The 22,851-nt window shown below is 35.6% G+C and carries 19 protein-coding genes; 14 read left to right on the top strand and 5 right to left on the bottom strand.

Features of this window, described 5'->3' with window-relative positions; all coding sequences use genetic code 11:
• Positions 1 to 16: 16 nt before the first annotated feature.
• The 3 genes from RT037_RS00095 to paaZ all read left to right on the top strand — a co-directional run bounded on the left by RT037_RS00095 (position 17) and on the right by paaZ (position 4,562).
• Positions 17 to 1,171 carry a 3-hydroxyacyl-CoA dehydrogenase NAD-binding domain-containing protein gene (locus tag RT037_RS00095; protein ID WP_313026738.1) on the top strand — a complete coding sequence of 385 codons (1,155 nt, stop codon included), beginning with the start codon at positions 17 to 19 and terminating at the stop codon, positions 1,169 to 1,171.
• 43 nt (positions 1,172 to 1,214) lie between these two features.
• Positions 1,215 to 2,420 carry a 3-oxoadipyl-CoA thiolase gene (gene pcaF / locus RT037_RS00090; RefSeq protein WP_312321814.1) on the top strand — a complete coding sequence of 402 codons (1,206 nt, stop codon included), beginning with the start codon at positions 1,215 to 1,217 and terminating at the stop codon, positions 2,418 to 2,420.
• Between the two features lie 93 nt (positions 2,421 to 2,513).
• The gene (gene paaZ, locus RT037_RS00085) at positions 2,514 to 4,562 is read left to right on the top strand and encodes a phenylacetic acid degradation bifunctional protein PaaZ (RefSeq protein WP_313026732.1); all 2,049 of its coding nucleotides are present in this window, start codon (positions 2,514 to 2,516) and stop codon (positions 4,560 to 4,562) included.
• A 111-nt stretch (positions 4,563 to 4,673) separates the two neighbouring features.
• On the opposite strand, the gene RT037_RS00080 is transcribed toward paaZ, so the two are convergent.
• Positions 4,674 to 6,890 (bottom strand): LamG-like jellyroll fold domain-containing protein, encoded by a 2,217-nt coding sequence (locus RT037_RS00080; RefSeq protein WP_313026727.1) that lies wholly within the window; start codon positions 6,888 to 6,890, stop codon positions 4,674 to 4,676.
• Positions 6,891 to 6,991: 101 nt separating this feature from the next.
• Here RT037_RS00080 and RT037_RS00075 point away from each other — a divergent pair, with 101 nt between their 5' ends.
• The 10 genes from RT037_RS00075 (at position 6,992) to RT037_RS00030 (ending at position 16,654) form a co-directional block, all read left to right on the top strand.
• A complete protein-coding gene (locus RT037_RS00075; RefSeq protein WP_409529534.1) occupies positions 6,992 to 7,852 on the top strand; it encodes a two-component regulator propeller domain-containing protein in 861 nt (286 codons plus the stop codon).
• A 62-nt stretch (positions 7,853 to 7,914) separates the two neighbouring features.
• The gene (locus RT037_RS00070; RefSeq protein WP_313026720.1) at positions 7,915 to 9,837 is read left to right on the top strand and encodes a histidine kinase; all 1,923 of its coding nucleotides are present in this window, start codon (positions 7,915 to 7,917) and stop codon (positions 9,835 to 9,837) included.
• Positions 9,828 to 10,574 (top strand): LytTR family DNA-binding domain-containing protein, encoded by a 747-nt coding sequence (locus RT037_RS00065; RefSeq protein ID WP_313026715.1) that lies wholly within the window; start codon positions 9,828 to 9,830, stop codon positions 10,572 to 10,574. The genes RT037_RS00070 and RT037_RS00065 overlap by 10 nt, the downstream gene beginning before the upstream one ends.
• Positions 10,575 to 10,742: 168 nt before the next feature.
• A complete protein-coding gene (locus RT037_RS00060; RefSeq protein WP_313026710.1) occupies positions 10,743 to 11,498 on the top strand; it encodes an enoyl-CoA hydratase/isomerase family protein in 756 nt (251 codons plus the stop codon).
• A 361-nt stretch (positions 11,499 to 11,859) separates the two neighbouring features.
• Complete coding sequence (locus RT037_RS00055; protein WP_079667302.1) at positions 11,860 to 12,111, top strand: type B 50S ribosomal protein L31; 252 nt, start codon at positions 11,860 to 11,862, stop codon at positions 12,109 to 12,111.
• A 120-nt stretch (positions 12,112 to 12,231) separates the two neighbouring features.
• Positions 12,232 to 13,392: a GlmU family protein gene (locus RT037_RS00050; RefSeq protein ID WP_313026702.1), complete on the top strand. Its 1,161-nt coding sequence runs from the start codon at positions 12,232 to 12,234 to the stop codon at positions 13,390 to 13,392.
• 111 nt (positions 13,393 to 13,503) lie between these two features.
• Positions 13,504 to 14,022: an RNA polymerase sigma factor gene (locus RT037_RS00045; protein ID WP_313026697.1), complete on the top strand. Its 519-nt coding sequence runs from the start codon at positions 13,504 to 13,506 to the stop codon at positions 14,020 to 14,022.
• Complete coding sequence (locus RT037_RS00040) at positions 13,988 to 14,731, top strand: hypothetical protein (protein ID WP_313026692.1); 744 nt, start codon at positions 13,988 to 13,990, stop codon at positions 14,729 to 14,731. Before RT037_RS00045 ends, RT037_RS00040 begins: the two co-directional genes overlap by 35 nt.
• Before the next feature lie 30 nt (positions 14,732 to 14,761).
• Positions 14,762 to 16,033: a DUF4252 domain-containing protein gene (locus RT037_RS00035; RefSeq protein WP_313026687.1), complete on the top strand. Its 1,272-nt coding sequence runs from the start codon at positions 14,762 to 14,764 to the stop codon at positions 16,031 to 16,033.
• 66 nt (positions 16,034 to 16,099) lie between these two features.
• Positions 16,100 to 16,654: a DUF4252 domain-containing protein gene (locus RT037_RS00030; RefSeq protein ID WP_313026682.1), complete on the top strand. Its 555-nt coding sequence runs from the start codon at positions 16,100 to 16,102 to the stop codon at positions 16,652 to 16,654.
• A gap of 69 nt (positions 16,655 to 16,723) precedes the next feature.
• Here RT037_RS00030 and RT037_RS00025 read toward each other — a convergent pair whose 3' ends face one another.
• The 4 genes from RT037_RS00025 to RT037_RS00010 all read right to left on the bottom strand — a co-directional run bounded on the left by RT037_RS00025 (position 16,724) and on the right by RT037_RS00010 (position 20,970).
• Entirely contained in the window at positions 16,724 to 17,302 is a 579-nt protein-coding gene (locus tag RT037_RS00025) for a DUF1572 family protein (protein ID WP_313026677.1), read from the bottom strand.
• Positions 17,303 to 17,305: 3 nt separating this feature from the next.
• On the bottom strand, positions 17,306 to 17,758 hold the full coding sequence (locus tag RT037_RS00020) for a YciI family protein (protein ID WP_313026673.1): 453 nt from the start codon (positions 17,756 to 17,758) through the stop codon (positions 17,306 to 17,308).
• Positions 17,759 to 17,919: 161 nt separating this feature from the next.
• Entirely contained in the window at positions 17,920 to 19,098 is a 1,179-nt protein-coding gene (gene pncB / locus RT037_RS00015) for a nicotinate phosphoribosyltransferase (protein WP_313026669.1), read from the bottom strand.
• Positions 19,099 to 19,344: 246 nt separating this feature from the next.
• Complete coding sequence (locus tag RT037_RS00010) at positions 19,345 to 20,970, bottom strand: leucine-rich repeat domain-containing protein (RefSeq protein ID WP_313026664.1); 1,626 nt, start codon at positions 20,968 to 20,970, stop codon at positions 19,345 to 19,347.
• Positions 20,971 to 21,069: 99 nt separating this feature from the next.
• On the opposite strand from RT037_RS00010, the gene RT037_RS00005 reads away from it, so the two are divergent.
• Positions 21,070 to 22,665, top strand: a complete 1,596-nt coding sequence (locus RT037_RS00005) for a glycosyltransferase family 39 protein (protein WP_313026661.1) — start codon at positions 21,070 to 21,072, stop codon at positions 22,663 to 22,665.
• Positions 22,666 to 22,851: the final 186 nt, after the last annotated feature.

The following is a 22,851-nucleotide window of genomic DNA, read 5'->3' as shown; positions in this document are numbered from 1 at the left end:
TAATATTAAAAAGTAAATGAAAATAGGAATTGTAGGAAGTGGCGCAATGGGAAGCGGAATTGCTCAAGTTGTCGCAATGGCGGGCAATGATATTTGTCTGTACGATAGCAATCCGATTGCGTTAGAGAAAGCTGGCGCTAATCTAGAAGCAACCTTTCAAAAACTGGCTGACAAAGGAAAAATTTCTTTGCAAGATTCTGAACTTTATTTTAGTAAAATTCGATTAGTTAATAAATTGGATGAACTTTCGCATTCGGAATTAATTATAGAAGCAATTATCGAAGATTTAGATATCAAAAAAGATTTGTTTCAAAAATTAGAAAATTTAGTATCTGAAGATTGTATTTTGGCAAGTAACACGTCTTCGTTGTCAATGGCTTCTATTGCAGCGTCTTGCCAAAAACCAAATCGTGTTATCGGAATTCACTTTTTTAATCCAGCACCTTTGATGGCTTTGGTTGAAATTATTCCTGCTGTACAAACCAATCCTGCTATAGTTACACAAACGAAATCTTTAGTTGAAAACTGGAAAAAACTTCCTGCTATTGCGAAAGATACACCAGGATTTATCGTGAATCGTGTGGCAAGACCTTTCTATGGAGAAGCAATCAGAATTTTAGAAGAAGGCGTTGCAGATTGTGCGACGATTGATTATGCCATGACAAGTTTGGGAGGTTTCCGAATGGGACCTTTCCTGTTGATGGATTTTATAGGACATGACGTTAACTATCGTGTTACAGAAAGTGTTTTCAAGGAGTTTTTCTATGATCCAAAATTTAAACCATCGTTTACTCAAAAACGATTATTCGAAGCTGGATTTTATGGAAGAAAGTCGGGTAGAGGTTTTTATGACTATTCAGAAAATGCGACACAGCCAGAACTAGATACAAATCCTAAACTTTTAGAAAAAATTTTTAAAAGAGTTTTAATAATGTTGATGAATGAAGCAGCAGATGCCTATTTCTTAAATATTGCTTCAGTTGAAGATATCGATGTTGCAATGACTAAAGGCGTTAATTACCCGAAAGGACTATTAGCTTGGGCAGACGAATTTGGACTTCAAAATTTAGAAAAAGAATTGGATGAACTTTATAACTTCTATCATGAAGATCGCTACCGTTGTAGTCCAATTATCCGTCGTTTAGCCAAAGAAAACAAAACTTTTTATTAACGATAGAAAAAAATATTAATTGTAAAATCTAATATCAAAAAAAATGAACCAAGTATATATAGTAGACGGTGTTCGTACACCAATCGGAAAACTTAAAGGAAGTTTAGCTAGCATACGTCCAGATGATATGGCGGCTTTTGTTATTAAAAAACTTTTGGAGCGTAACACGAATATCGACCAAAAAAGAATTTATGATGTCGTGTTAGGTTGTGCCAATCAAGCAGGTGAGGACAACAGAAATGTCGCTCGTATGTCAGCTTTGCTTTCCGGTTTGGATTATCACGTTCCCGGCGAAACGGTGAATAGACTTTGCGCTTCCGGTTTGTCAGCGGCGATTAATGCAGCAAGAGCAATTCAGGTTGGCGATGCCGACTTGATGATTTCTGGCGGTGTCGAAAATATGACACGTGGTCCATTGGTGATTTCAAAAACAGAAACGCCTTTTGGTGGCGATTCAAAAATATATGATACAACTTTCGGATGGCGTTTTATCAACCCAAAAATGAAAGAAATGTATGGTGCTGATGCCATGGGCGAGACGGCAGAAAATCTTGCTGAGCGTGACCAAATTTCGCGTGAAGACCAGGATTTGTTTGCCTATAATTCTCAGCAGAAAGCTAAAGTTGCTCAGGAAAACGGAAGATTGTCTAAAGAAATTGTCGGCGTTAATATTCCTCAAAGAAAAGGTGAAGATATAATTTTTGACAAAGACGAATTTCCTAAAAACGATACAACAGTTGAAGGTTTATCAAAACTGAGAACGGCTTTCAAAAAAGATGGAACTGTAACTGCTGGTAACGCTTCAGGATTAAATGATGGTGCGGCAGCTAATCTTCTTGCTTCAGAACAAGCAATTAAAGAATTTGGTTTAACACCAAAAGCAAGAATTGTATCAAGCGCTGTTGCTGGTGTAGAGCCACGAATCATGGGAATTGGTCCTGTTAAAGCCGCAGAATTGGCTTTGCAAAAAGCAGGTCTTACTTTTAATGATATTGATATTATTGAATTAAACGAAGCTTTTGCAGCACAAAGTTTAGCCTGTATCAGAGCTTGGGGCTTGGCGGATGACGATTCGAGAATCAATCCAAACGGAGGTGCAATCGCATTAGGTCATCCACTAGGAATGAGTGGCGCAAGAATCCTGAATTCTGCAATGTATGAACTTCATAATCAAAATAAAAAATATGCGCTGGCAACAATGTGTGTAGGTTTGGGACAAGGTTTTGCGGTGGTAATTGAGAAGGTTTAATTAGTTGTAAAAAGTAGAATGTACAAATTAAAAAGTACATTTAACGACACATTCTACTTTGTACATTTTCATAAATACATAAATACAAAAAAAATGAATCAACTAGAAAATTATGCGCTCGGAAGATGGATAAAAGGTGAGGGAGAAGGGCAGGCTTTATATAATTCGATTAATGGAGAATTGGTAGCAACAGCAACTTCCAAAGGTCTGGATTTTGCGGAAATGATGGACTATGCCAGAAAAATTGGCGGCCCGGCTCTTCGGAAATTAACTTTTCAGGAAAGAGGATTAATGTTAAAGAAACTCGCATTCCATCTTTTGGAAAAGAAAGAAACTTTCTATAAAGTGAGTTGGGCAACCGGCGCAACCAAAGCAGATTCCTGGGTAGACATCGAAGGCGGAATTGGAAATCTTTTTGCTAACGCATCACTCAGAAGGCAATTTCCCGATTTACCTTATTACATCGACGGCGATGCGGTGAAGCTTTCGAAGGAAGGAACGTTCATCGGACATCATATTTGCACTCCGAAACGTGGTGTTGCAATTCATATTAATGCATTTAATTTTCCGGTTTGGGGAATGTTGGAGAAAATTGCGGTCAATCTTTTGGCTGGCGTTCCGGCAATTGTAAAACCTGCAACAGCAACCAGTTTTCTAACCGAAGTTGTCGTTAAAGAAATTATTGCTTCCCAAATTTTACCTGAAGGAAGTCTGCAATTGATTTGTGGTTCAGCCAACGGAATTCTGGATAATGTGACAATGGAAGATGTTGTGACATTTACAGGTTCGGCTTCAACAGGAAAAATGTTGAAATCTCATCCAAAAATTGTTGAAGAATCTGTTCCTTTCAATCTGGAAGCAGACTCCTTGAATGCAATGGTTTTAGGCGAAGATGCAAAACTTGGAACAACGGAATTTGATTTGTTCATCAAAGAAGCAACACGCGAAATGACAACTAAAGCTGGACAAAAATGTACAGCGGTCAGAAGATTATTAGTTCCTGTAAATTTAGTGGAAGATGTTCAGATTGCACTTGGACAAAGACTTTCTGGTGTTATCATCGGTGATCCGAATGTTGATGGTGTAAGAATGGGCGCTTTGGCCAATAAAGACCAAGTGAAAGAAGTTTCTGAGAAAGTTCAGGAATTATCCAAAACTCAGGAAATCGTTTTCGGAAATCTGGAAAATTTTGAAGTTAAAGGTGCGGACAAAAATAAAGGCGCATTTATTTCTCCGATTTTATTCCTTAATTCTGACCCTTTTAAATATACAGATTGTCATAATATTGAAGCTTTCGGCCCAGTTAGCACAATCATTCCTTATAATAATTTAGATGAAGCAATTGAGTTAGCAAGAATGGGAAAAGGTTCGCTTTGCTGTTCGGTTGTGACGGCTGATGATGATTTTGCCAGAGATTTTGTTATTGGAGCCGCATCAATGCACGGCCGAATTTTGATTCTTAATTCAGACTGCGCCAAAGAAAGTACAGGTCACGGTTCACCTTTGCCGATGTTGATTCACGGAGGTCCGGGAAGAGCTGGCGGTGGCGAAGAAATGGGCGGAAAACGTGGCGTTCTTCATTATATGCAACGCACGGCGATTCAAGGTTCGCCAACAACGTTAACGCATATCACTCAGCAATATCAATACGGCGGAAAACAATGGGAAGATAACATTCATCCATTCAGAAAGCATTTTGAAGAACTGAAAATCGGTGAAACTTATATCACGGCAAAACATACTGTTACAGAATCTGATATCACCAATTTTGCCAATGTTTCCGGAGATAATTTCTATGCACATATGGATGCGACATCTTTGGAAGGGACAATTTTCGAAGGGCGTGTGGCTCACGGATATTTCATTCTGAGTAAAGCTGCTGGATTATTCGTTGACGCCAGAAAAGGTCCTGTTTTACTGAATTATGGCTTGGACGAATGCCGTTTTGTGAAGCCAGTTTATCCAGGAATGACAATTGGCGTGAAGTTTACCTGCAAAGAAAAAATTAATCAAGAAAAACGTGACGAAGAAGATATTGCGAAAGGAATTGTTCGTTGGCTGGTAGATGTTTATGACGAAACGGGAGAAACCGTTGCGATTGCAACCATTCTGACAATGGTAAAGAAACTGAATCAAGAATAAATTATTAGCAATTTGAATTAAACACTTTGTTTGTATGATATTTATAAAGGCTTTAGCCAAAACTTAAAATAAGTCTTGGCTAAAGCTTTTTTAATTTTATGAAAATCTTCCTTATTTTTTGATTAATTTTTGGTTAGAGACATTTCCGTTCACATCTTCAACTTTTACTAAATATAGTCCTGAATTTAATTGAGAAATATTGAATTCTTTTTGAGCTGTTGTTAAAACTTTTTGTCCCACCAAAGAGTAAATCTCAACAGATTTCAATTCATTTTTCGTAGAAATTGATACGATATCATTAGCAGGATTGGGATACAAATTGAATTTTAAAGTATTTTCATTGTAATCATTGTTGGCTAATGTTTCAATCGAGCCTATTATCTGTGATTGAGTTAAAGCTGTATTATAGATTTTTAAATCATCAATTCTAGCATTTAAAAAACGAGCTGATTGATCTGGTGTAGATCCAATTCTAAGAATTGTTCCCGTTGTGTTCAAACTTTTTGCTCCTTGCTGCAAAAGACTTCCGTCTCTGTAAACCTTAACCCATGTTCCATCATAAACGAAGGTTAATGTGTACCAAGTCGCAAAATTGGTTGGCATCGAAAAAGTTAAATCTGTTGGTCCCCCAAAATAATTATTTGCATTTGAAGCCGTTTGACTAAAACCATAAGCCTGAGTATTTACAGTAGTTCCCCAAGAGAAAAGATTGTTTTCTGAAGAAAGCGAACCTGACTCATAATAAACTCTTACGGAAACCGTTCTTGCCGCATTTCCTTGTGGTAAATTAGGTAAAGTGGCTGTGAAAAACGGTGATCTATTCAGATTATCTTTTTCAAGCAGCAAAGCACTATTGTTTGGAAAACTATAAGGCATTATGGTTAATGGACTTATGGTTAAAGCCGGTCCGCCATGTTCTTCATTTAAATTTCCATTAAATTTATAATGATAAATAGGAATTGGTGTTGGAGCAGTTGCTAATGTTGTAAAGCTACTTACAGTAGAATTAGAAATACCATTACCATTAGTCGCTTGCACTTTATAGTAATAAGTTGTATTGGCTGTTAATCCTGTTAAACCTATATTGGTTGACATTGGAACACTTGAATTTACAATTGGACCTTGAGTAGTACTTGTCAAAGCAGATGCAGAAGTTCCGTAATTAATAGTTGTAGGTGTTGCGACTCCGTTTGTATTTATATTAAAATTAATTGTAGCTGAAACATCCGTGATACTGTTAGAATTAACTGCCGTTATTGCAGCTGGTGCTGTTGAACCGGTTGTAAATGTTAAAGGAGCTGAAAAATTTGTTCCTGAACTATTGGTTGCCCAGACACTATACTCATAAGTTGTGTTGGGAGATAATCCAGTTAAATTTTGTGTTAGCTGTGTGTTGGCTATACCAGATGCGCTTGGTCCGTTTTGAGTTTGCGTAGGACCTCCCGGAGTAACTGCATAACGAACTTCGGTAGTTGTAGCCGCATTATCGGCATTAACGGTATAATTGATTGTAGCAGTTGTAGTTCCGATATTTGAAGAAGACAGGTTGGTAATAGTTGGTGCGGCAGTAGTGGCTTGATTATACATATCACCTATTTGAGTAGAGCTTAATGCCACGTTATAAATTCTTAAATCATCTACTTGTATGACATCACCCGTACCAGCAGAAGCATTTACTAATCGATTAAGACCAAAATATTGGACGCCAGTATTTAAGGCTCTTGCAAAATTTCCTTGCGATACACCATTATAATAAATAGAAAGCATTGAACCCGTATGAACCATCGCAACGTGAATCCAACCGTTATTAGTTGCTTGTATTTGGGCATTTGTCTGTGGCACATTATAATCATTTCCTGTACCATATGTGTAGTAACTTTTTTGTACGCCGGTTCTCCAAAACCCAAACGCTTGTCCGCTTGCGACATTACCCCAGCCTACTACAGGATAATTTTTATTGTCTGTATCATTGACAAATTTAACCCAAAAAGTTAATGTCCTTGAAGCATTTCCTGTAGGCATTGCTCCATTTGTAATATCAATGGAATATCCCAAAGTATTTGGAATATGAATAGCTTTATTAGGTTCTCCAAATCTATTGGAAACATAAGCTGAGGAAGAGGAACCACTTGGAATCCAAGTTGAAATTGTAGCTGAACCCGAATTGTTCATACTTTCGTCGAAATCCCATTTGTATATTGGTGTTTGTGCAAAACCACTTGCTGCAATCAGTAATAAACAAAAGTGTAATAGTTTTTTCATGTCTGTAAATTTTAATTCTACATCAAAACTACTTTCACCAGGTTTATATTGACGAGACCAATTCATCAAACAGGATTATGAGTTGATGAAATTTATTTCTCAAATCATTTGTAAATCACTGTACAAAAAGTTATTAAAGTATATTTGTAAAGTAACTATTCCACCATTTGAAACTGCGCTATCTACTTTTTTGCATTCTATTTTTAAACTGTTTTGTTCTTCGAGCTCAAGACCCATATTCCTATGCTATTGATAAGTCGGTAGGTTTACCGTCTAATGAGGTTTATGATGTTTTTCAGGACAAAAATGGATTTATGTGGTTTGCAACCGGTGAAGGATTGTCTAAATATGATGGCACCAAGTTTTCTACCTATTTTTCAAAAAAACAGACAAGTAAAAGTGGCTCCAACATTCTGCAGGATAAGTTTGGAAGAATATGGTATATCAATTTTGATGGTTATCTATATTATATTGAAAATAATGATTTAAAATCTTTCAAACAAGAAAACAGTATCGGCTATTATGAATTTGGAATTATTGAAGATAAGCTTTTTACGATTCAGAAAAATCAGATAGAAGTTTACGACCTGAACAATCTAAAACTCATTCGTAAAATAAAATTTAATAATATCTCTCTGAAAGCTACACATTTATCAAGGAAATATTTTTACATTTTTACCGACAAACTTTTAAAAAATGATTACGATTTAAATATAGCATCTTTAGAACTTCCTCCTGAATTGACGAATGCAAAATCTGTGGTGATTGAAAGTAATGCAGAAGATTTATACATTGTTTCAAAAACTGATGGACAATTTTTCCAATATTCTAACAAGTTATTTACTAAAAAAACTGTTTTAAAAGGCAGCATTATTCAAAATCTAAGTTTTGTAAATAATAAGCTATGGCTGGCAACTACACGTGGATTGTTTGAATATGATGATTCTAAATTCACCAACTATTTTAAAAACTATAATATCTCGAGCATATTTAAAGATGCCGAAAACAAATTTGGATTTCTAACCTAAACAACGGACTGCTGTATGTTCCGAATTTCAATTCTATTTTGTGGAAATGCAAAACCAAACCTGTGACTTTGTTTTCTGATAATGAAAAAATTACGATTGGTTATGAAAATGATATTTTGAGTGAACTAAACAGTACAACATTTAAAGAAAAAATCATTTATAACGGAAAGTCGAATCACGAGGTTTATAAAATATTTAAAGACAAGAATACTTACTTCATTACTTCAAATAATTTTAAAATTATCGGTAAATCAACCACCGAAATCAACAATGCTGTAAAAGACATCGTTAAAATTGATGAGAAATATTATGCGTTTGCTGCAAGTGGTGTTTGTGGTATTTTTTATTTGGATGCAGCAAAAAAGTCGGTTTGGGATGCTCTATATCTACAGTATTACAATAAAAATAATACAACTTTTAGTGAGGCGCGTTTATTGGTTAACGTCAGAGGGAAAGCCGTTGCTTATAATTCTGCAAACCAAAGCATTTATTTTGCTACAAACATTGGCCTTTATGCTCAAAAACTGGATTCTCAAACGGAAATTCTTTACAAGAATCAATCTGTTTTTTGTCAAAAAATGTATTATTACAAGAATTCCATTTACCTGTTGTCGAATAAAAATGAATTATTAAAAATCAATCAGAACAATCAGATTTCTAAAGAAAATATCTCGAATGGTATTACTGATGACATCAAAAATATCAGGTTGATTGATGATAAAATGTTTTTGTTTACAGACAATGCGATTTTTCAATACCATTTGGAGACAAAAAAAATAACCAAAATTCAAATTATTACTCCGGATGTTTCCGTAAGCGACATTACAACATTATCAGATAAAACCATTTTAGCAACATCAGACGGACTAATCATCAAATCCAATTCTAATTTAAGTGATGAAAAATTACCCAAATTTAGGCTGAATAATGTCTTGGTGAATGATAAAGTGGCGGCATCTAAGAATTTAGCTTTTGATGAAAATAACCTCAGTTTCAACTTTTCTGTCCTGGCTTACTTGCCGAATACTAAATTCCCTATTTCCTATAAAATAAATAACCGTAAATGGGTCGTGCTGGAAGACAACCAAAGAAGCTTGAAACTCTCTTCGCTTGCGGCGGGCGATTATGCGATACAATTCAAAATTGAAAATCTTGAGAAAACTGAAAATCAAATTATCAATTACAATTTTTCCATTCAAAAACCATTTTGGGAAAGTTATGTTTTTATTGTTTTTTGCATCCTGATTTTAATGACTTTTTTCTACCTGCTTTATAAATCTAAACTGAAGAAAATTCAGAAAAAAAACCAAATCGAAGTCAACAGGATTTCTCTAGAAAATAGTCTGAATGAGTCAAAACTCACAGCAATCCAGTCACAGATGAATCCGCATTTTTTCTATAATGCTTTGAATACAATCCAGTCCTACATCTTATCGAATGAAAAAAGAGAGGCAATTACTTATCTCAACAAATTTTCTTCATTAACGAGAATGATTTTGGAATTAACGGAGAAAAATTATATCTCCATTCAGCAAGAAATAAAAACCATAACACTTTATCTCGACCTGGAAAAAGCGCGTTTTTTTAATGATTTCAATTACACCATCACTGTTGATGAACAAATTGATGCAGAATTAATCAAAATTCCGACAATGCTTTTGCAGCCTTTTGTAGAAAATTCCATTAAGCACGGATTGCTGCATTTGAAAGGAATGAAATTATTGACCATCGACTTCAGAAGGAACAATAATGCTTTGGAAATTTGGATTGATGATAACGGCATCGGCAGGAAGAAAAGTGTAGAATTAAATGCAACCAACAGAAAAAATCATATGTCATTTGCAACCAATGCTATTTCAAAAAGATTGGAAATTCTGAATAAAAATAAAACCAATAAAATTACAGTTCAATATCTTGACAAATTAGAATTTGAAGAGTCAATAGGACCTAAAGTAATTATCAACATACCAGCCAGATGGAAATAAAAGCAATTATTATAGATGACGAAATCAGAGCACGTGTTGCATTGCAATTACTGATTGAAGAATATTGCCCGGATGTAAAAATCATTGAACAATGCGAGACGCTTGCCGAAGGAGTAAAAGAAATCAACAAACACAAACCTAATTTGGTTTTTCTGGATATAGAGATGCCTGGTCATAGCGGACTGGAATTGTTTGATTTTTTTCACGAAGAAGACATCCATTTTTCCATCATCTTTACCACGGCTTATAGTCAATATGCTATAAAAGCATTCAAATTTTCAGCGATTGATTATTTACTGAAACCTGTTAATCCAAATGAACTTGTAGAAGCGGTCAAGCGGTTTCAAAAAATAAAAACAGAAAACATCAAAGTTTTAAAAGAGAATATCAATCAGAATAAACTGAACAAAATAGCTGTTCCAACTGGCAATAGCATTGTGTTTCTGGAAACCAATCAGATTTTATATATCAAAGGAGAAGGTTCCTATTGTGAAATTGTTTTGCTCAATGGTGAAAAAATGATTTGCAGCAGGTATCTGAAAAACTTTGAAGACATACTTTCCAGTTATCCTAATTTTCTGAGAGTTCAGAAATCATATATTGCTAATTTGAGTTATGTTACTATTTATAATAAATCGAACGGCGGAAATTTGGAATTTAATAATAAAATTTGCATTCCTGTTTCTCTGGATAAAGTTGATTTGATTATGGAAAAAATTGCTCTGATTAAGAGATAAGTTGATTAACAATCTATCGATGAAATTTTTATGATGTCTAAGGATAGCTTAATTTCATTTTTTACTCAGGTTTAATTTAGAATTTAACGAACTGTTTTCAAGGTTTGCTCAGATATGTGAAAAGCAATATCTTTACCAACGTATAGTCAGTCAATTTAATTTAATAAAATGCAAGCACACGTCACGTCAACCATAGAAAACGGAATTGGAACCATCGAGTTTTTCCATCCGCAAAGCAACTCGATGCCGAGTTCTCAACTCAAGAATCTTGTAGAAGAAATTAATAACCTCAGTAAAAATGATGAGGTAAAAGTCATTATTCTGAGAAGTGGAGGAGAAAAAGCCTTTTGTGCAGGTGCGTCTTTCGATGAGTTAATCTCGATTAAAGATTTCGAAACTGGAAAAGTATTTTTCTCTGGTTTCGCCAATGTTATCAACGCGATGCGCAAATCTCCAAAGTTGATAATTGCAAGAATTCATGGTAAAGCTGTTGGCGGCGGTGTTGGTATCGCTTGCGCTGCGGATTATACTTTTGCAACAGAAAACGCTGCGGTTAAGTTGAGCGAACTGGCGGTTGGTATTGGTCCTTTTGTTATCGGTCCAGTTGTAGAAAAGAAAATCGGAACGGCTGCTTTCGCACAGTTGGCAATCAATGCTACCGAATTCTATTCGGCGGAGTGGGCGCGTGAGAAAAATATGTTCCAAGATGTCTACGAGACAACAGAAGAAATGGACGCTGAAATCGAAATTCTTGCCGAGAAACTTGCGAAATCAAATCCTGAAGCGATGTTCCAATTAAAAGAAATCTTCTGGAAAGGTACAGAAAGTTGGGATTCTCTTTTAACAGAACGTGCTGCGGTTAGTGGGCAATTGGTATTGTCGGAGTTTACGGTTAATGCTATTAATAAGTTTAAAGCGAAATAGTTGTACAAATGCTTTGGTGGCGCGAGCGAAGCGAGCGCCAAAAGAGTATAGTAGTAACAGGGAATCGCGCGCGTGAGCGATGGTAGCGGATATCCTTTTGTAATTGGCGTTTGGGCTCCGCTCATCAACCAACCCACTCAGCGCCAATTACAAAAGATAGGAGCGAACGTAGCGACCCGCTTGTTTTTTTGGATGGCCAAAGTTTAGGAAAAAAAAACAAGCGGACACGCCCAAATAATTTTAATGAAATATTTGTAGATTAAAAAATATTGTTTAATTTTGCAATCTCAAATACCAGAGTAGTAGGAAGCCATTACGTCCGAAACTCATATTTAAACAAAAATTTTTAAAAAATTCTGAAATGAAACAAGGTATACACCCAGAAAATTATAGATTGGTAGTTTTCAAAGATATGAGTAACGATGAAATGTTCCTTTGCAAATCTACTGCTGATACTAAAGACACTATCGAATACGAAGGTCAAGAATATCCATTAATCAAAATGGAAATCTCTTCTACTTCTCACCCTTTCTATACAGGTAAAACTAAGTTAGTTGATACTGCAGGACGTGTTGATAAGTTCATGAACAAGTACAAAAAATTCGCTAAATAATTTTAGAGAATTAACGTAAAATATAAAAGCTTCCGGATTTTCCGGAAGCTTTTTTTATTAAATTTGAACTTTAAGATTTAAAGTCTGATTTCTAATATCTAACATCTAAATTCTATAAAAATGCAACTTGTATTTTCGGACGCACAATATTGGGAAGATTTTCTTCCGCTTTCTTTTACACGACCAGTCGCAGAAATGCGTGTCGGGATTTTGACCTTTTCGGAACGCTGGAAAAAGCTTTTGGATATAGAAACTTCTTTCTACATCACCGAAGATTTTCTACAAGAAAAATATAAAAAACCTGCTGCGGGACAAAGCCTTTTTATTGTTCCGAATTTCTTGCCATCAGAAAGTCTTTTACAACAAATTAAAGATCTGAAAGCTGGTGAAGCGCTAGTCTACGACAACGAACTTTTGGTGGCTAACATCAATATGGAAAACTTCTCTCTTAACCAGATTGAGAAAATGACCGATGTTACAGAAGAGATTTTGTTCTTCAAAAAACCTACAGATTTGTTTTCGTATAATGACAAAGCCATCGATTTCGATTTTGAATTGTTAACGAAAGGTCGCACGTCGCAAGAGTTGTCTTCGACTTGTGGATTTTTAGGTGACAAAAAAGACTTGTTTATAGAAGAAGGAGCTGTGCTAGAGTTTGCAACAGTTAATTGTAAAACTGGTAAAATCTATATCGGTAAAGATGCTGAAGTCATGGAAGGTTGCAACCTTCGAGGACCAATTGCTTTGTGCGAACATTCTAAGTTTAATCTTGGTGCAAAAATCTACGGACCGACCACCATCGGCCCGCATTCTAAAGTAGGTGGCGAAGTTAATAACATTGTAGTTTTCGGTTTTTCGAATAAAGGACATGACGGATTTGTTGGTAATTCTGTGATTGGCGAATGGTGTAATCTTGGTGCCGACACCAATTCTTCAAACCTTAAAAATAATTATGCTTCTGTCAAACTTTGGAATTACAAATCCAAACGTTTTGAAGATACTGGACTTCAGTTCTGTGGTTTGATTATGGGAGATCATTCTAAAACAGCGATTAACACACAACTAAATACAGGAACTGTGGTTGGCGTTGCTGCTAATATTTTCAAAGCTGGTTTTCCACCAAATTTGGTAGAGAATTTTAGTTGGGGCGGCATGAAGGGTGATGAAAAATTCAAAATCGAGAAAGCTTATGAAGTTTCGGAGAGAGTAATGGAACGTCGCAAAGTAGCTTTAACTGAAAATGACAAACATATTTTAAAATATATTTACGAGAATTATTAAATTTTATTTTATTGAAAATCAAGCGTTTAAATTTATTTAGACGCTTTTTTTATTTTAAATGTAATATTTTTGTAATCACAGGTGTCTTACTTATAAACCGGCAAACATAACATGACTAAAGAAGTATTTCAAGAATCGATATATACACTCAAAGATGAGATGTATCGTTTTGCGAAAAGGTTTGTTATGAGCGCCGACGAAGCCGAAGATGTAACGATGGACTTGTTGATGAAGTTTTGGCAGAAAAAAGAAGAATTACTTTCTATAGATAATCTTAAATCTTATGTATTAAGATGTGTGAAAAATGAGTGTCTCAACCGGCTGAAGCACCATGATGTTAAACAGAATTTCGCACAATTAGAATACGGAAGATCCGAACTTTATCAAATAGAAACCAATAATTTGAAAGAGCAAATCTTGAAGTTTATCAATGATTTGCCCGAAAAACAAAAGATGGTCATCCACCTTAAAGATGTTGAGGAATACGACATTTCCGAGATCGCCGGGATTCTAGAAATGGAGGAAAATGCAGTGAGAATTAACCTGATGCGGGCCCGTCAGAAGGTGAGAGAAGCCATTAATAAACTTCACGTGTATGAAAACCGACAAATACAAGGATTGGGAGTATAGATTTTTTGAAGGTGAGGAGCTGTCGCCCGAAGAAGAAGAACTTCTAAAACAAGAAAGCGACGATCCTTATTTTTCTTTTCTAAGAGAAGAGAAACAGGAAAAGATGATGATGGATTTCGATAGTTTTTTATCGAAAGTAGAAGCTGCGGAAGAAAAGCAAGTTGAAGAGACGACACCAATTATTCCGTTAGTTACAGCAAAACCAAAATTCGGAAGCGGTTTGAAGAATTATTGGATGGCAGCAAGTTTAGTAATGTTTATGGGTATTTTAGGTGGTTACCTTTTTGTTAATGAAGAAAATGGTGATTTTAATAAACCTTTGAAAAGCGTTGTTAAACAAGATACAGAACCAGTAGAACCAGAACCAGAACAAACTATACCGAAAGATTTAGGTTCTCAAGATATAGAAGAGCCAACAAAGCACGATACAGAGGCAAACATCTCTGAACCTACAACAATTGAAACAAAGACCCCAAGGGTGAATCAGGTTGCGACAACGACATCAAAACCAGAGACATCTTCCCCGGCAAAAAATAATCAGGCAAAACCATCAAGCAAAAGCGAGGTTGCCTACAACCCAAGTTACGTGATGATCAACGGAAAACCTGTATACAACGAGCAAGAAGCTTTGGCACTAACAGAAGACGCTTTTAACTATCTTGCAAGTAATGTTAGCCAGACTGTTGACCAAGCGCAAAGTGTAAAGTAAATACGAACTGATTTTTATAATTTTAAGACAATGAAAAAACTATCAATATTACTCGTCCTGTTTTTCTTATCGACCAATATTTATGGTCAGTCCGAAAAGCTGAATCAGTTATTCACGCAATATCAAGACTCACAAGGTGTCACGACGATAAAGATTGCTAAACCAATGTTCGGCATGTTGAACAAACTTAACATCGGTGACTCCGAGTTGAGTAAAATAAAACCTTTGTTAAGCAAAATCCAAGGTCTTAATATCATGATCATGGAAAAACCAACTTTCCCAGCGGAGTTGGCTGCGGAAAATAAAATTCCGTTGCAGAATTATGAGAACCAAAAAAATAGTGTTTTATCAGCGATTAAGGCGATGAAGTACGAAGAATTGATGACTGTCAATAGTCGTGATAACAAAATCAAGTTCTTAGCTTCAGAAGCAAAAGATGGTGTGTTAAATGATTTGTTATTAAATATTTCTACTGATGAAAGCACCATTTTGATGATGTTGGATGGGAAAATCTCTATGGATGATGTTTCTAATTTAATACAAGAAACTAAAAATGTAACAGCACTTAATCCGATTTCGAGCATTAATTCGACGTCAGATGAGAATTCTAAAAGCGAAAGAAAGGTTGCAAATTTTGATGGCATCGAAGTATCAACTGGTGTGAGTGTAAAATTTACGCAAGCTGCCAATCAATCGGTTTTTGTAGATGTAGAACCTGATAAACTAAAGTACATTATTACCGAAGTTGAAAACGGTGTACTAAAAGTTTTCATCAGAAATAATGGTGTTAAAAATTTAAATATCAGAAATTTGACGGTAATTGTTTCTGCTCCGAAGATGAATCGCATTGTCACGAAATCTGGTGCGAGCTTCCAAGCGATGAATACCATTACGGATCGTGCTTTAGCAGTTGAAGCGACTTCTGGATCGCGTATCGATGGCAAGTTTGATATTTCGTCTTCAGCAGCTTTACAAGCAAGCTCTGGATCTAACATTAGAATGGATTTAAAAACAAATGCTTTGGCGATCGATGTATCAAGTGGCTCTTTTGTAAGACTTAACGGCTCTGGCGATAATGTTGCCTACAGCGTTTCGAGCGGCGCAGCTTTGGACGGAGTTGGTTTTACTTCTAAAAAAGCGACTGTTAGTGCATCTTCTGGAAGTAGTGTAAAACTAGCGGTTAGCGATGCTTTGACAGCACAAGTGTCTTCTGCAGCGTCGGTTCAGTACAAAGGGAATCCTAGTAATATTGTGACCGATGTTAAGAAAATAACGGGTGCAAGTATTACTCAGATCAATTAATATTACTTTTCACCAATCACTTTTTTAGACGATTTTAAGTTTAAAAATTAAATAAAATATTATCCCATGAAAAAATATCTATTCTTTCCCGTTTTGTCTTTTGCATTACTAAGTTTACAATCTTGCATTGTTTCGCAAAAGCCGTCTGTTGACTTTTTTAATGCACCACAATATAGAGGTCAAGCCAATTACATGAGCATTAATGTGCCTACTTTTTTAGCAAAAACTTATCTTAAAAATCAGTTACGAAACGAAGGCGATAACGAAGAAGTTATTAATTTGGTTAAGAAAGTTTCTAAAATCCGAGTGATGGTTTCCGAGAATATGAGTCCGAAAGTAATGTCAGAATTTACGACTTATCTTAATGATGAAAAGTTTCAAGAATGGGCATCAATCCGCAGCGAAGGTGATATTATCAACATCAATGCGCAACAGATAGATGATACGATTAAAAAATTAATGATTGTGGTTAACTCGCAAGATCGCGATGCCGTATTTGTCGATGTAACTGGCAAATTTACAATGGATGATATTTCGAAATTGGTGGCTGCAGGACAAAATGCGAAAGTGAAAATCAATTTTAAAAATTCAAAATCAAAACTTATCAGCCAAAAATCTTAGTTCAAACATTTTTCACTCAAAACTATATTTTTCAAACAAAAAACACTCGAATCTTCGAGTGTTTTTTTGTTATTGATTATTTTCAAGTTTTCTAAGCATTTCTTCGGTGAAGTGTTCTTGATGTTTCGGTTGCGAAAATTTTTCATCATTAGACACTTTCGAATTTCCTTTTGGGATAGATAGACTTTTCCAATTGTTGTCGGCAATCATTTTTCCTATTAAAACAATTTGCCCAACATGATATGGATAATGGGCCAATTGTCTGTTGAAGGCTTCCAAAACCGTACGACCCTGGTTGCGAATGTAGATGATTTTATCCAAGTCATTTTTCGTCAAGTCATTCAATGCTGAAAAAAGACAATTCCAGCCAGCATTCCATTTTTCTAATAAATCTGTGCGAGATTTTATATCATTTTCAAACTCTGAGTCACGATTGCGATTATCTTTTTCGCCATCAGTTGTCAAAAAATCTGTCCAGCGCGACAACATAGTTCTCCAAAGATGTTTTACGATAATTGCAATGCTGTTGCTTTCTTCGTTGTATTGCCAAAACAAAGTGTCATCCGAAAGTTGCTCGAAGGTTTTATCGCCAATACTTTTGTAATATTCGAACTGTTTTTTAACGCTTTCGAGATAATTGCTTTCCATGATCTAAGGATTTTCTTTAGAAATTTTTTCGTGATATTTCAGATACATTGGTAAAGCCGCTGATCCATACCATTTGAAACTTTCATAAGCAAAAACACCCGCCATAATCGCAGGATCAGTTTTTACTAAAGCATCTGCTTCTTCAATAGTTTTAACATTAAAGATAAACATGCCGCGATAATCTCTTTCGTTTTTATCAAAGAAAGGTCCTGCTACAGACAGTTTTCCATCTTTTGCAAGCTTCCCAATATTATCGAGATGTCCGCGCATCAATTCTGACATTTTCTTTTTGTCGTCAATTTTTGTTGGACCAGTTTTCAGCATGACGATAACGTAAGGACGCATGCCGTATTGATCTGCACTCAGCGAATCTGCGATTTTTTTATCGTAGTTCTTATTCTGTCCAAATCCTATTGCGGCGCAGATGCCGAATACGAATGTTAATAGTTGGTTCATAGCTTTTAACATTTTTGGGCGTGTCCCTCATTCGGAAATTATGCGCTCGCTTCGCTCGCACGCCATTTCCTCTTTCGGGTCGGTCTTCGCACAGTCGCTGTTTTTTTGAAAAAAAAACGAGCTCCGACAATGCGCTTCGCCCTCACGCAAATGACGGGTAATTATTCCTGGATTCTTAAAAACTCTTTTGCAAGTTCTATCATTTTTGGATCGCCCGTGTATTTTCCTTTTTCGTCAGACAGTTTTACAGTCGGTATCCATTCTTTATTGGGCGCTTGTACACCGATTAATTTCATAACGATGTTCATAGGTTTTAGGCCGACATCGTTGGTAAGGTTGGTGCCAATCCCAAATGAAATTCCGATTTTTCCACGACAAGCTTTTGTAATTTCGTCCACTTTTTCGAGGTTAAGCCCATCCGAAAAAATAATGTATTTGAAAAGCGGATTAATGCCCAAAGATTGATAATGCGCGATGGTTTTCTCAGCAAATTCTATTGGATCACCGCTGTCATGACGCACGCCATCAAAGAGTTTTGAAAACTTTTTGTCAAACTGCTGGAAGAACACATCGGTTGTATAAGTGTCGGACAATGCAACACCCAAATCACCACGATAAACGTCAATCCAATGTTCTAAGGCTAAAGAATTTGCCATTTTGAAACCGAATTCAGCCGCGTGGAACATAAACCATTCGTGGGCGTGGGTACCGATTGGTTTTACATTAAATTTCATGGCGAAATGCACATTCGATGTTCCAATGAAAGTTGAGTTTTCGTCTTGCAAAAGTGCTTCCATTACCAAATTGTGAACGTGATAAGAATGTCTTCTTCGTGTCCCAAATTCGGCGAAAGAAACGCCAAGGTCAGTCAAATGCTTTCCTTTTTCGACGGTTTTATCAATGACTTCTTGGTTGGACTGTCTTTCGAAATGGTTCATCTCATAATGTAATTCGCTGATCAATGCTAGAATAGGAACTTCCCAAAGTATTGTACGGTACCAATAACCTTCGACGCTGACTTTAACGTCGCTGCCATTTTGTTCGATTTTGACTTCGCTAGGATCGTATTGATAACCTTCTAAAAAGTCCAGATAGGGAAGACTAAGATACGGACAAGTCTTGCGGAGATAGGCTTTTTCTTCTTTGGTAAGTTTTAGGTTTGCCATGTCGTCAACGGCTTTGCGAAGTTCATCGGCAAAGTTATCTGGGAAGTTATGTTGACCTCGGTTGATGAATTCGTATTTGACGATTTCGTTGGTGAAGAGTTTTACGACGGCATTTTGCATCGTTATTTTGTAGAAATCGTTATCTAGGATTGATTTTAGTCTTACATGTTGCATAAAAGCTTGTTTTATACAAATCTACTGAATTATCGTTTTCTGTGTTATAAGTTTTAGTCAAAAGAATGTGGAATCTTCAATAATTAGCCCCGATGGAAGCGGCATCCTTTGGGTTGGCGTGAGGCGGCGGAGCGTAGCGGAGCCGTCCGAGCGCCAAACCTAAAGATACAGCGGACAGCGGGTGTAAAAGACAAAAGCATGACAAATTGCCATGCTCCTGAAAAATTTTATTATCGTAGTTTCAAATTATTGTTTGATAAATTTTAAGTTTTTGATGCCGTTTTCGGTTTTGATGTTCAACATATAAACGCCTGAAGGCAGTCGCGAAACATTGATTCTTGTAGCTGTCGTCGACATAACTTGTTTGCCACTAAGGTCGTAGATAAGGACTTTTTCGATGCTTTTGTTGGTGGCAAGTATGTTGATGAAATCTGTTGTTGGATTTGGGAAGATCTTAATCGATCTTGATGGATCTTCAACGCCCAATTTATCTGTTAATTTAATCGGCTCACGGAAAAGTGATAATTGCATAAGATTGTTGCCGATCTTTTTGTAAGTGAAAGCTTCGACAGTGTAAGTCGCATAATCTTCGGATTTGACCTCGTTAAAGAAAAGATTTTCGGTCCCGATGTTCATGTTTTCGTCCAAATTTTTATACCATGTAAAACTGTAATCTGTTCCGCTTAAAGATTGATAAAGACTTGCGGGCTGACCAATTACACCCAATACTTCTGCAGGCCCGTCGTAACGTTGTGGCGAGTAATAAAAACTATCATAATTGAAGTTAGGATTTGTAAATTGTGCTTCTACAGCCTGCTTTGAAAATCTATTGTTGCTAACATCTGCAATTGCGGGTATATTAGCTGGGATTTCGCCTTCCAAATGATTGTCACGAAGTGATAACATTAAAAGACTTGGAATGTTAAGAAGTTCTGTAGGAAAGCTACCACGAAGATCGTTGTCGTCTATAGATAGCTGTTGAAGATTTTTAAGTTGTGATAAATTTGATAATCCTGATTTAATATTATTTTGATTCAGGTTAAGATTAAGAAGGTTGGGAAGCGTCGTAATCTTACTAGGAATTTGCTCTAGCTTGTTATCTGCGATGTTTAATTGTTCTAGGCTTAGCGCATTACCAAGGTTAGAATAATTAGAAATATTGTTATGGCTGAGGTCTAGTTTTAACAGTTTAATAAGTGTTGCAACTTCAGCCGGAATGGTATTAAGCTGGTTATTAGACAAGTTAAGTTCTTGTAACAAAGTGAGGCTTGCTAAACTACCGAAACCTGATGTTAATTGGTTGTTGCTAAGGTCAAGTTGTTGCAAATTAGAAAATGTAGAAATCTTCGCAGGGATTTCTGTTAGCTGCATCTGAGAAATATTCAGGGATTTTAATTTGCTGAAATTCTGTAGACTGGCGTTAAGGTCAGATACTTCGAAATTGTTACCACCAATACTTAAATCTTCAAGGTTTGTCAAACCTGATATTCTAGTACTGGGATCGCCTGATAATCTATTATTAGAAATGTCTAAAACCGTTAACGATGCTAGACTAGAAAGGCTGGGTGCAACTTCACCATTTAGTTCATTATTTCCTAAGTCTAATTTTTGAAGTTTTGTAAACAAAGCCAAGTTAGATGGGAAAACACCTTTTAAAGCATTGTTGTTGAGTGAAATTTGGACAACATCACCATTTTTGACAGTAATACCAAACCATGTTCTAGGATCTTTTGATAGGTCCCAAGTTCGATTCCAATTTTGTCCATTGGTATTGTCGTATAAGCTTACTAAAGCATTTCTTTGTGCGTTAGAAATGCTCCATTGTGCCCATATAAAATTGGAAATCAGTATAAAAAGTAGAGTTTTTTTCAAATCTTCATAAAATTAAAACGCAAATATAATGGATAATAGAATTAGTTAATCTGTTTTTTTAAAAATTAATGATTATTTTTGGCAATGTTAATAAAAATAATGCAAAAAATTCTATTTTATTACTTACTGATTTTCACTGTTTTTATTGGGTTTTATTTCATTTATGGCTTTTCTATAACTCAAGGTAACGCACTGGTTTATCCGTTGGATGATGTTTATATTCATTTGGCAATAGCGAAAAATTTTGGAGAACAAGGTTTTTGGTCTATTAATCCCGGAGATTTTGACAGTGGATCGTCATCCATACTTTATACGCTTATTCTAAGTTTGCTTATAAAATTATTTGGAGATAATTTGTATTATCCGATGATTATTAATGTATTGGCGGGGTATGGAACTGTGTTTTGGGTTTATAGGTTTTTCAAAGATTTCTTCTCAGAAAAACTATTGAAAATTGGAATGTTTATCAGTGTCTTGTCTATGTTGTATGTGATGGTTTTGCTTGGGATGGAGCAGACAATTCACATGATGCTTTCTGTGATTGCCTTGTATTATATCAAGCAGAATGAACAAAGTGGATATGCGGCAAAAGATTATTTGAAACTGATTTTGGTTATATTGTTACTGGGAATGGTCCGTTTTGAAAGCATGTTTTTTGTAACTGCGCTTACAGCTATTCTCATCATTAATAAAAGAATAAAAGAAGGCATAGGCGTTCTATTGATTGGTTTTCTTCCAATTGTTGTTTTTGGATTGATATCCATACAATGTGGCGGTTACTTTTTCCCCAACTCTGTCCTTATAAAAGGGAATTATCCGGATGGTAATATTCTAATGAGTATTTGGATGATTTTCAAAAAAGGAATTCTTATGAATGTGTCATTTTACAAGTTGTTCTTATTTCCATTTATCTGTATAGCTCTTTATCTGTTTGATAATTATAAGAACAAAGGATTGCTCGCGATTGTAAAAAACGAAGTTTTTATTTGGTTAGTTGTATCCGTAGCATTGATGCAAAGCTTGTTTGGACTGATAAAAATCCGGTACGAAAACTACATCATGATAATGTTGTATGTAGTTGTGATTTCGATATCGGGAAAATACTTGAAAATCCCAAAGAAAATCACATTAAAACAGAGTCGAATTCAACAGTTGTTTTTCGGTTCTTTCGTTTGTTTTGTAGCAGTTGGGGTATATCTGGTGTTTTATTCTCATTTTGCATTGCGAGTTGCTTCAAAAAATATTCAGGAACAACAATTGGAAATGTCTCGTTTTCTACATGATTATTACAAAGGTCAAAAAGTAATTGCAAACGACATTGGTGCGATTTCTTATTTTTCTGAGGTTGATTTGCTGGATATTGTTGGGCTTGGATCTACAGATGTAACTCATTTTTTTGTTGATAACAAAGGTTTGGAAGAAAGTGAATTTAATAATAAATTTCACAAATTTTTAGAAGACTATGCAAAAGAGAATCAATATAAAGTTGCTATAATCTATCCTGGATGGTTCCCAAATGACCCGCCAAAAGATTGGATTGCAGTTGCATCTTGGACTATTTTTGAGAACAGAGGAACAGCAAGAGATACAGTTGTTTTGTATGCAATTAATAAACAAGAGGCGGATAAACTATTAGAAAACATTAAGCATTTCCAACTTAATAAAAATGTAAAACAACAGCTGTTGTATAAATAATCTGAGCTCGGGATAAGCAATATTTCAAATAATTGATTTAAGATAAAATTATCTTATCGCAAAGGAAAACAGAGAAATATTTCCTTTTTGAAGACACTATCCCGTTAAGTGTGTAAGTTAAAAAGTTAGGACTTGGATTTTATAATCTGAGCCTTTCTTCAAAAATAAGCATAAATTGGTTTAAAA

The organism is Soonwooa sp., from assembly GCF_032062245.1.
In the GTDB taxonomy this organism is placed as follows: domain Bacteria; phylum Bacteroidota; class Bacteroidia; order Flavobacteriales; family Weeksellaceae; genus Soonwooa.
This window is presented reverse-complemented; position numbering and strand designations above follow the sequence as displayed.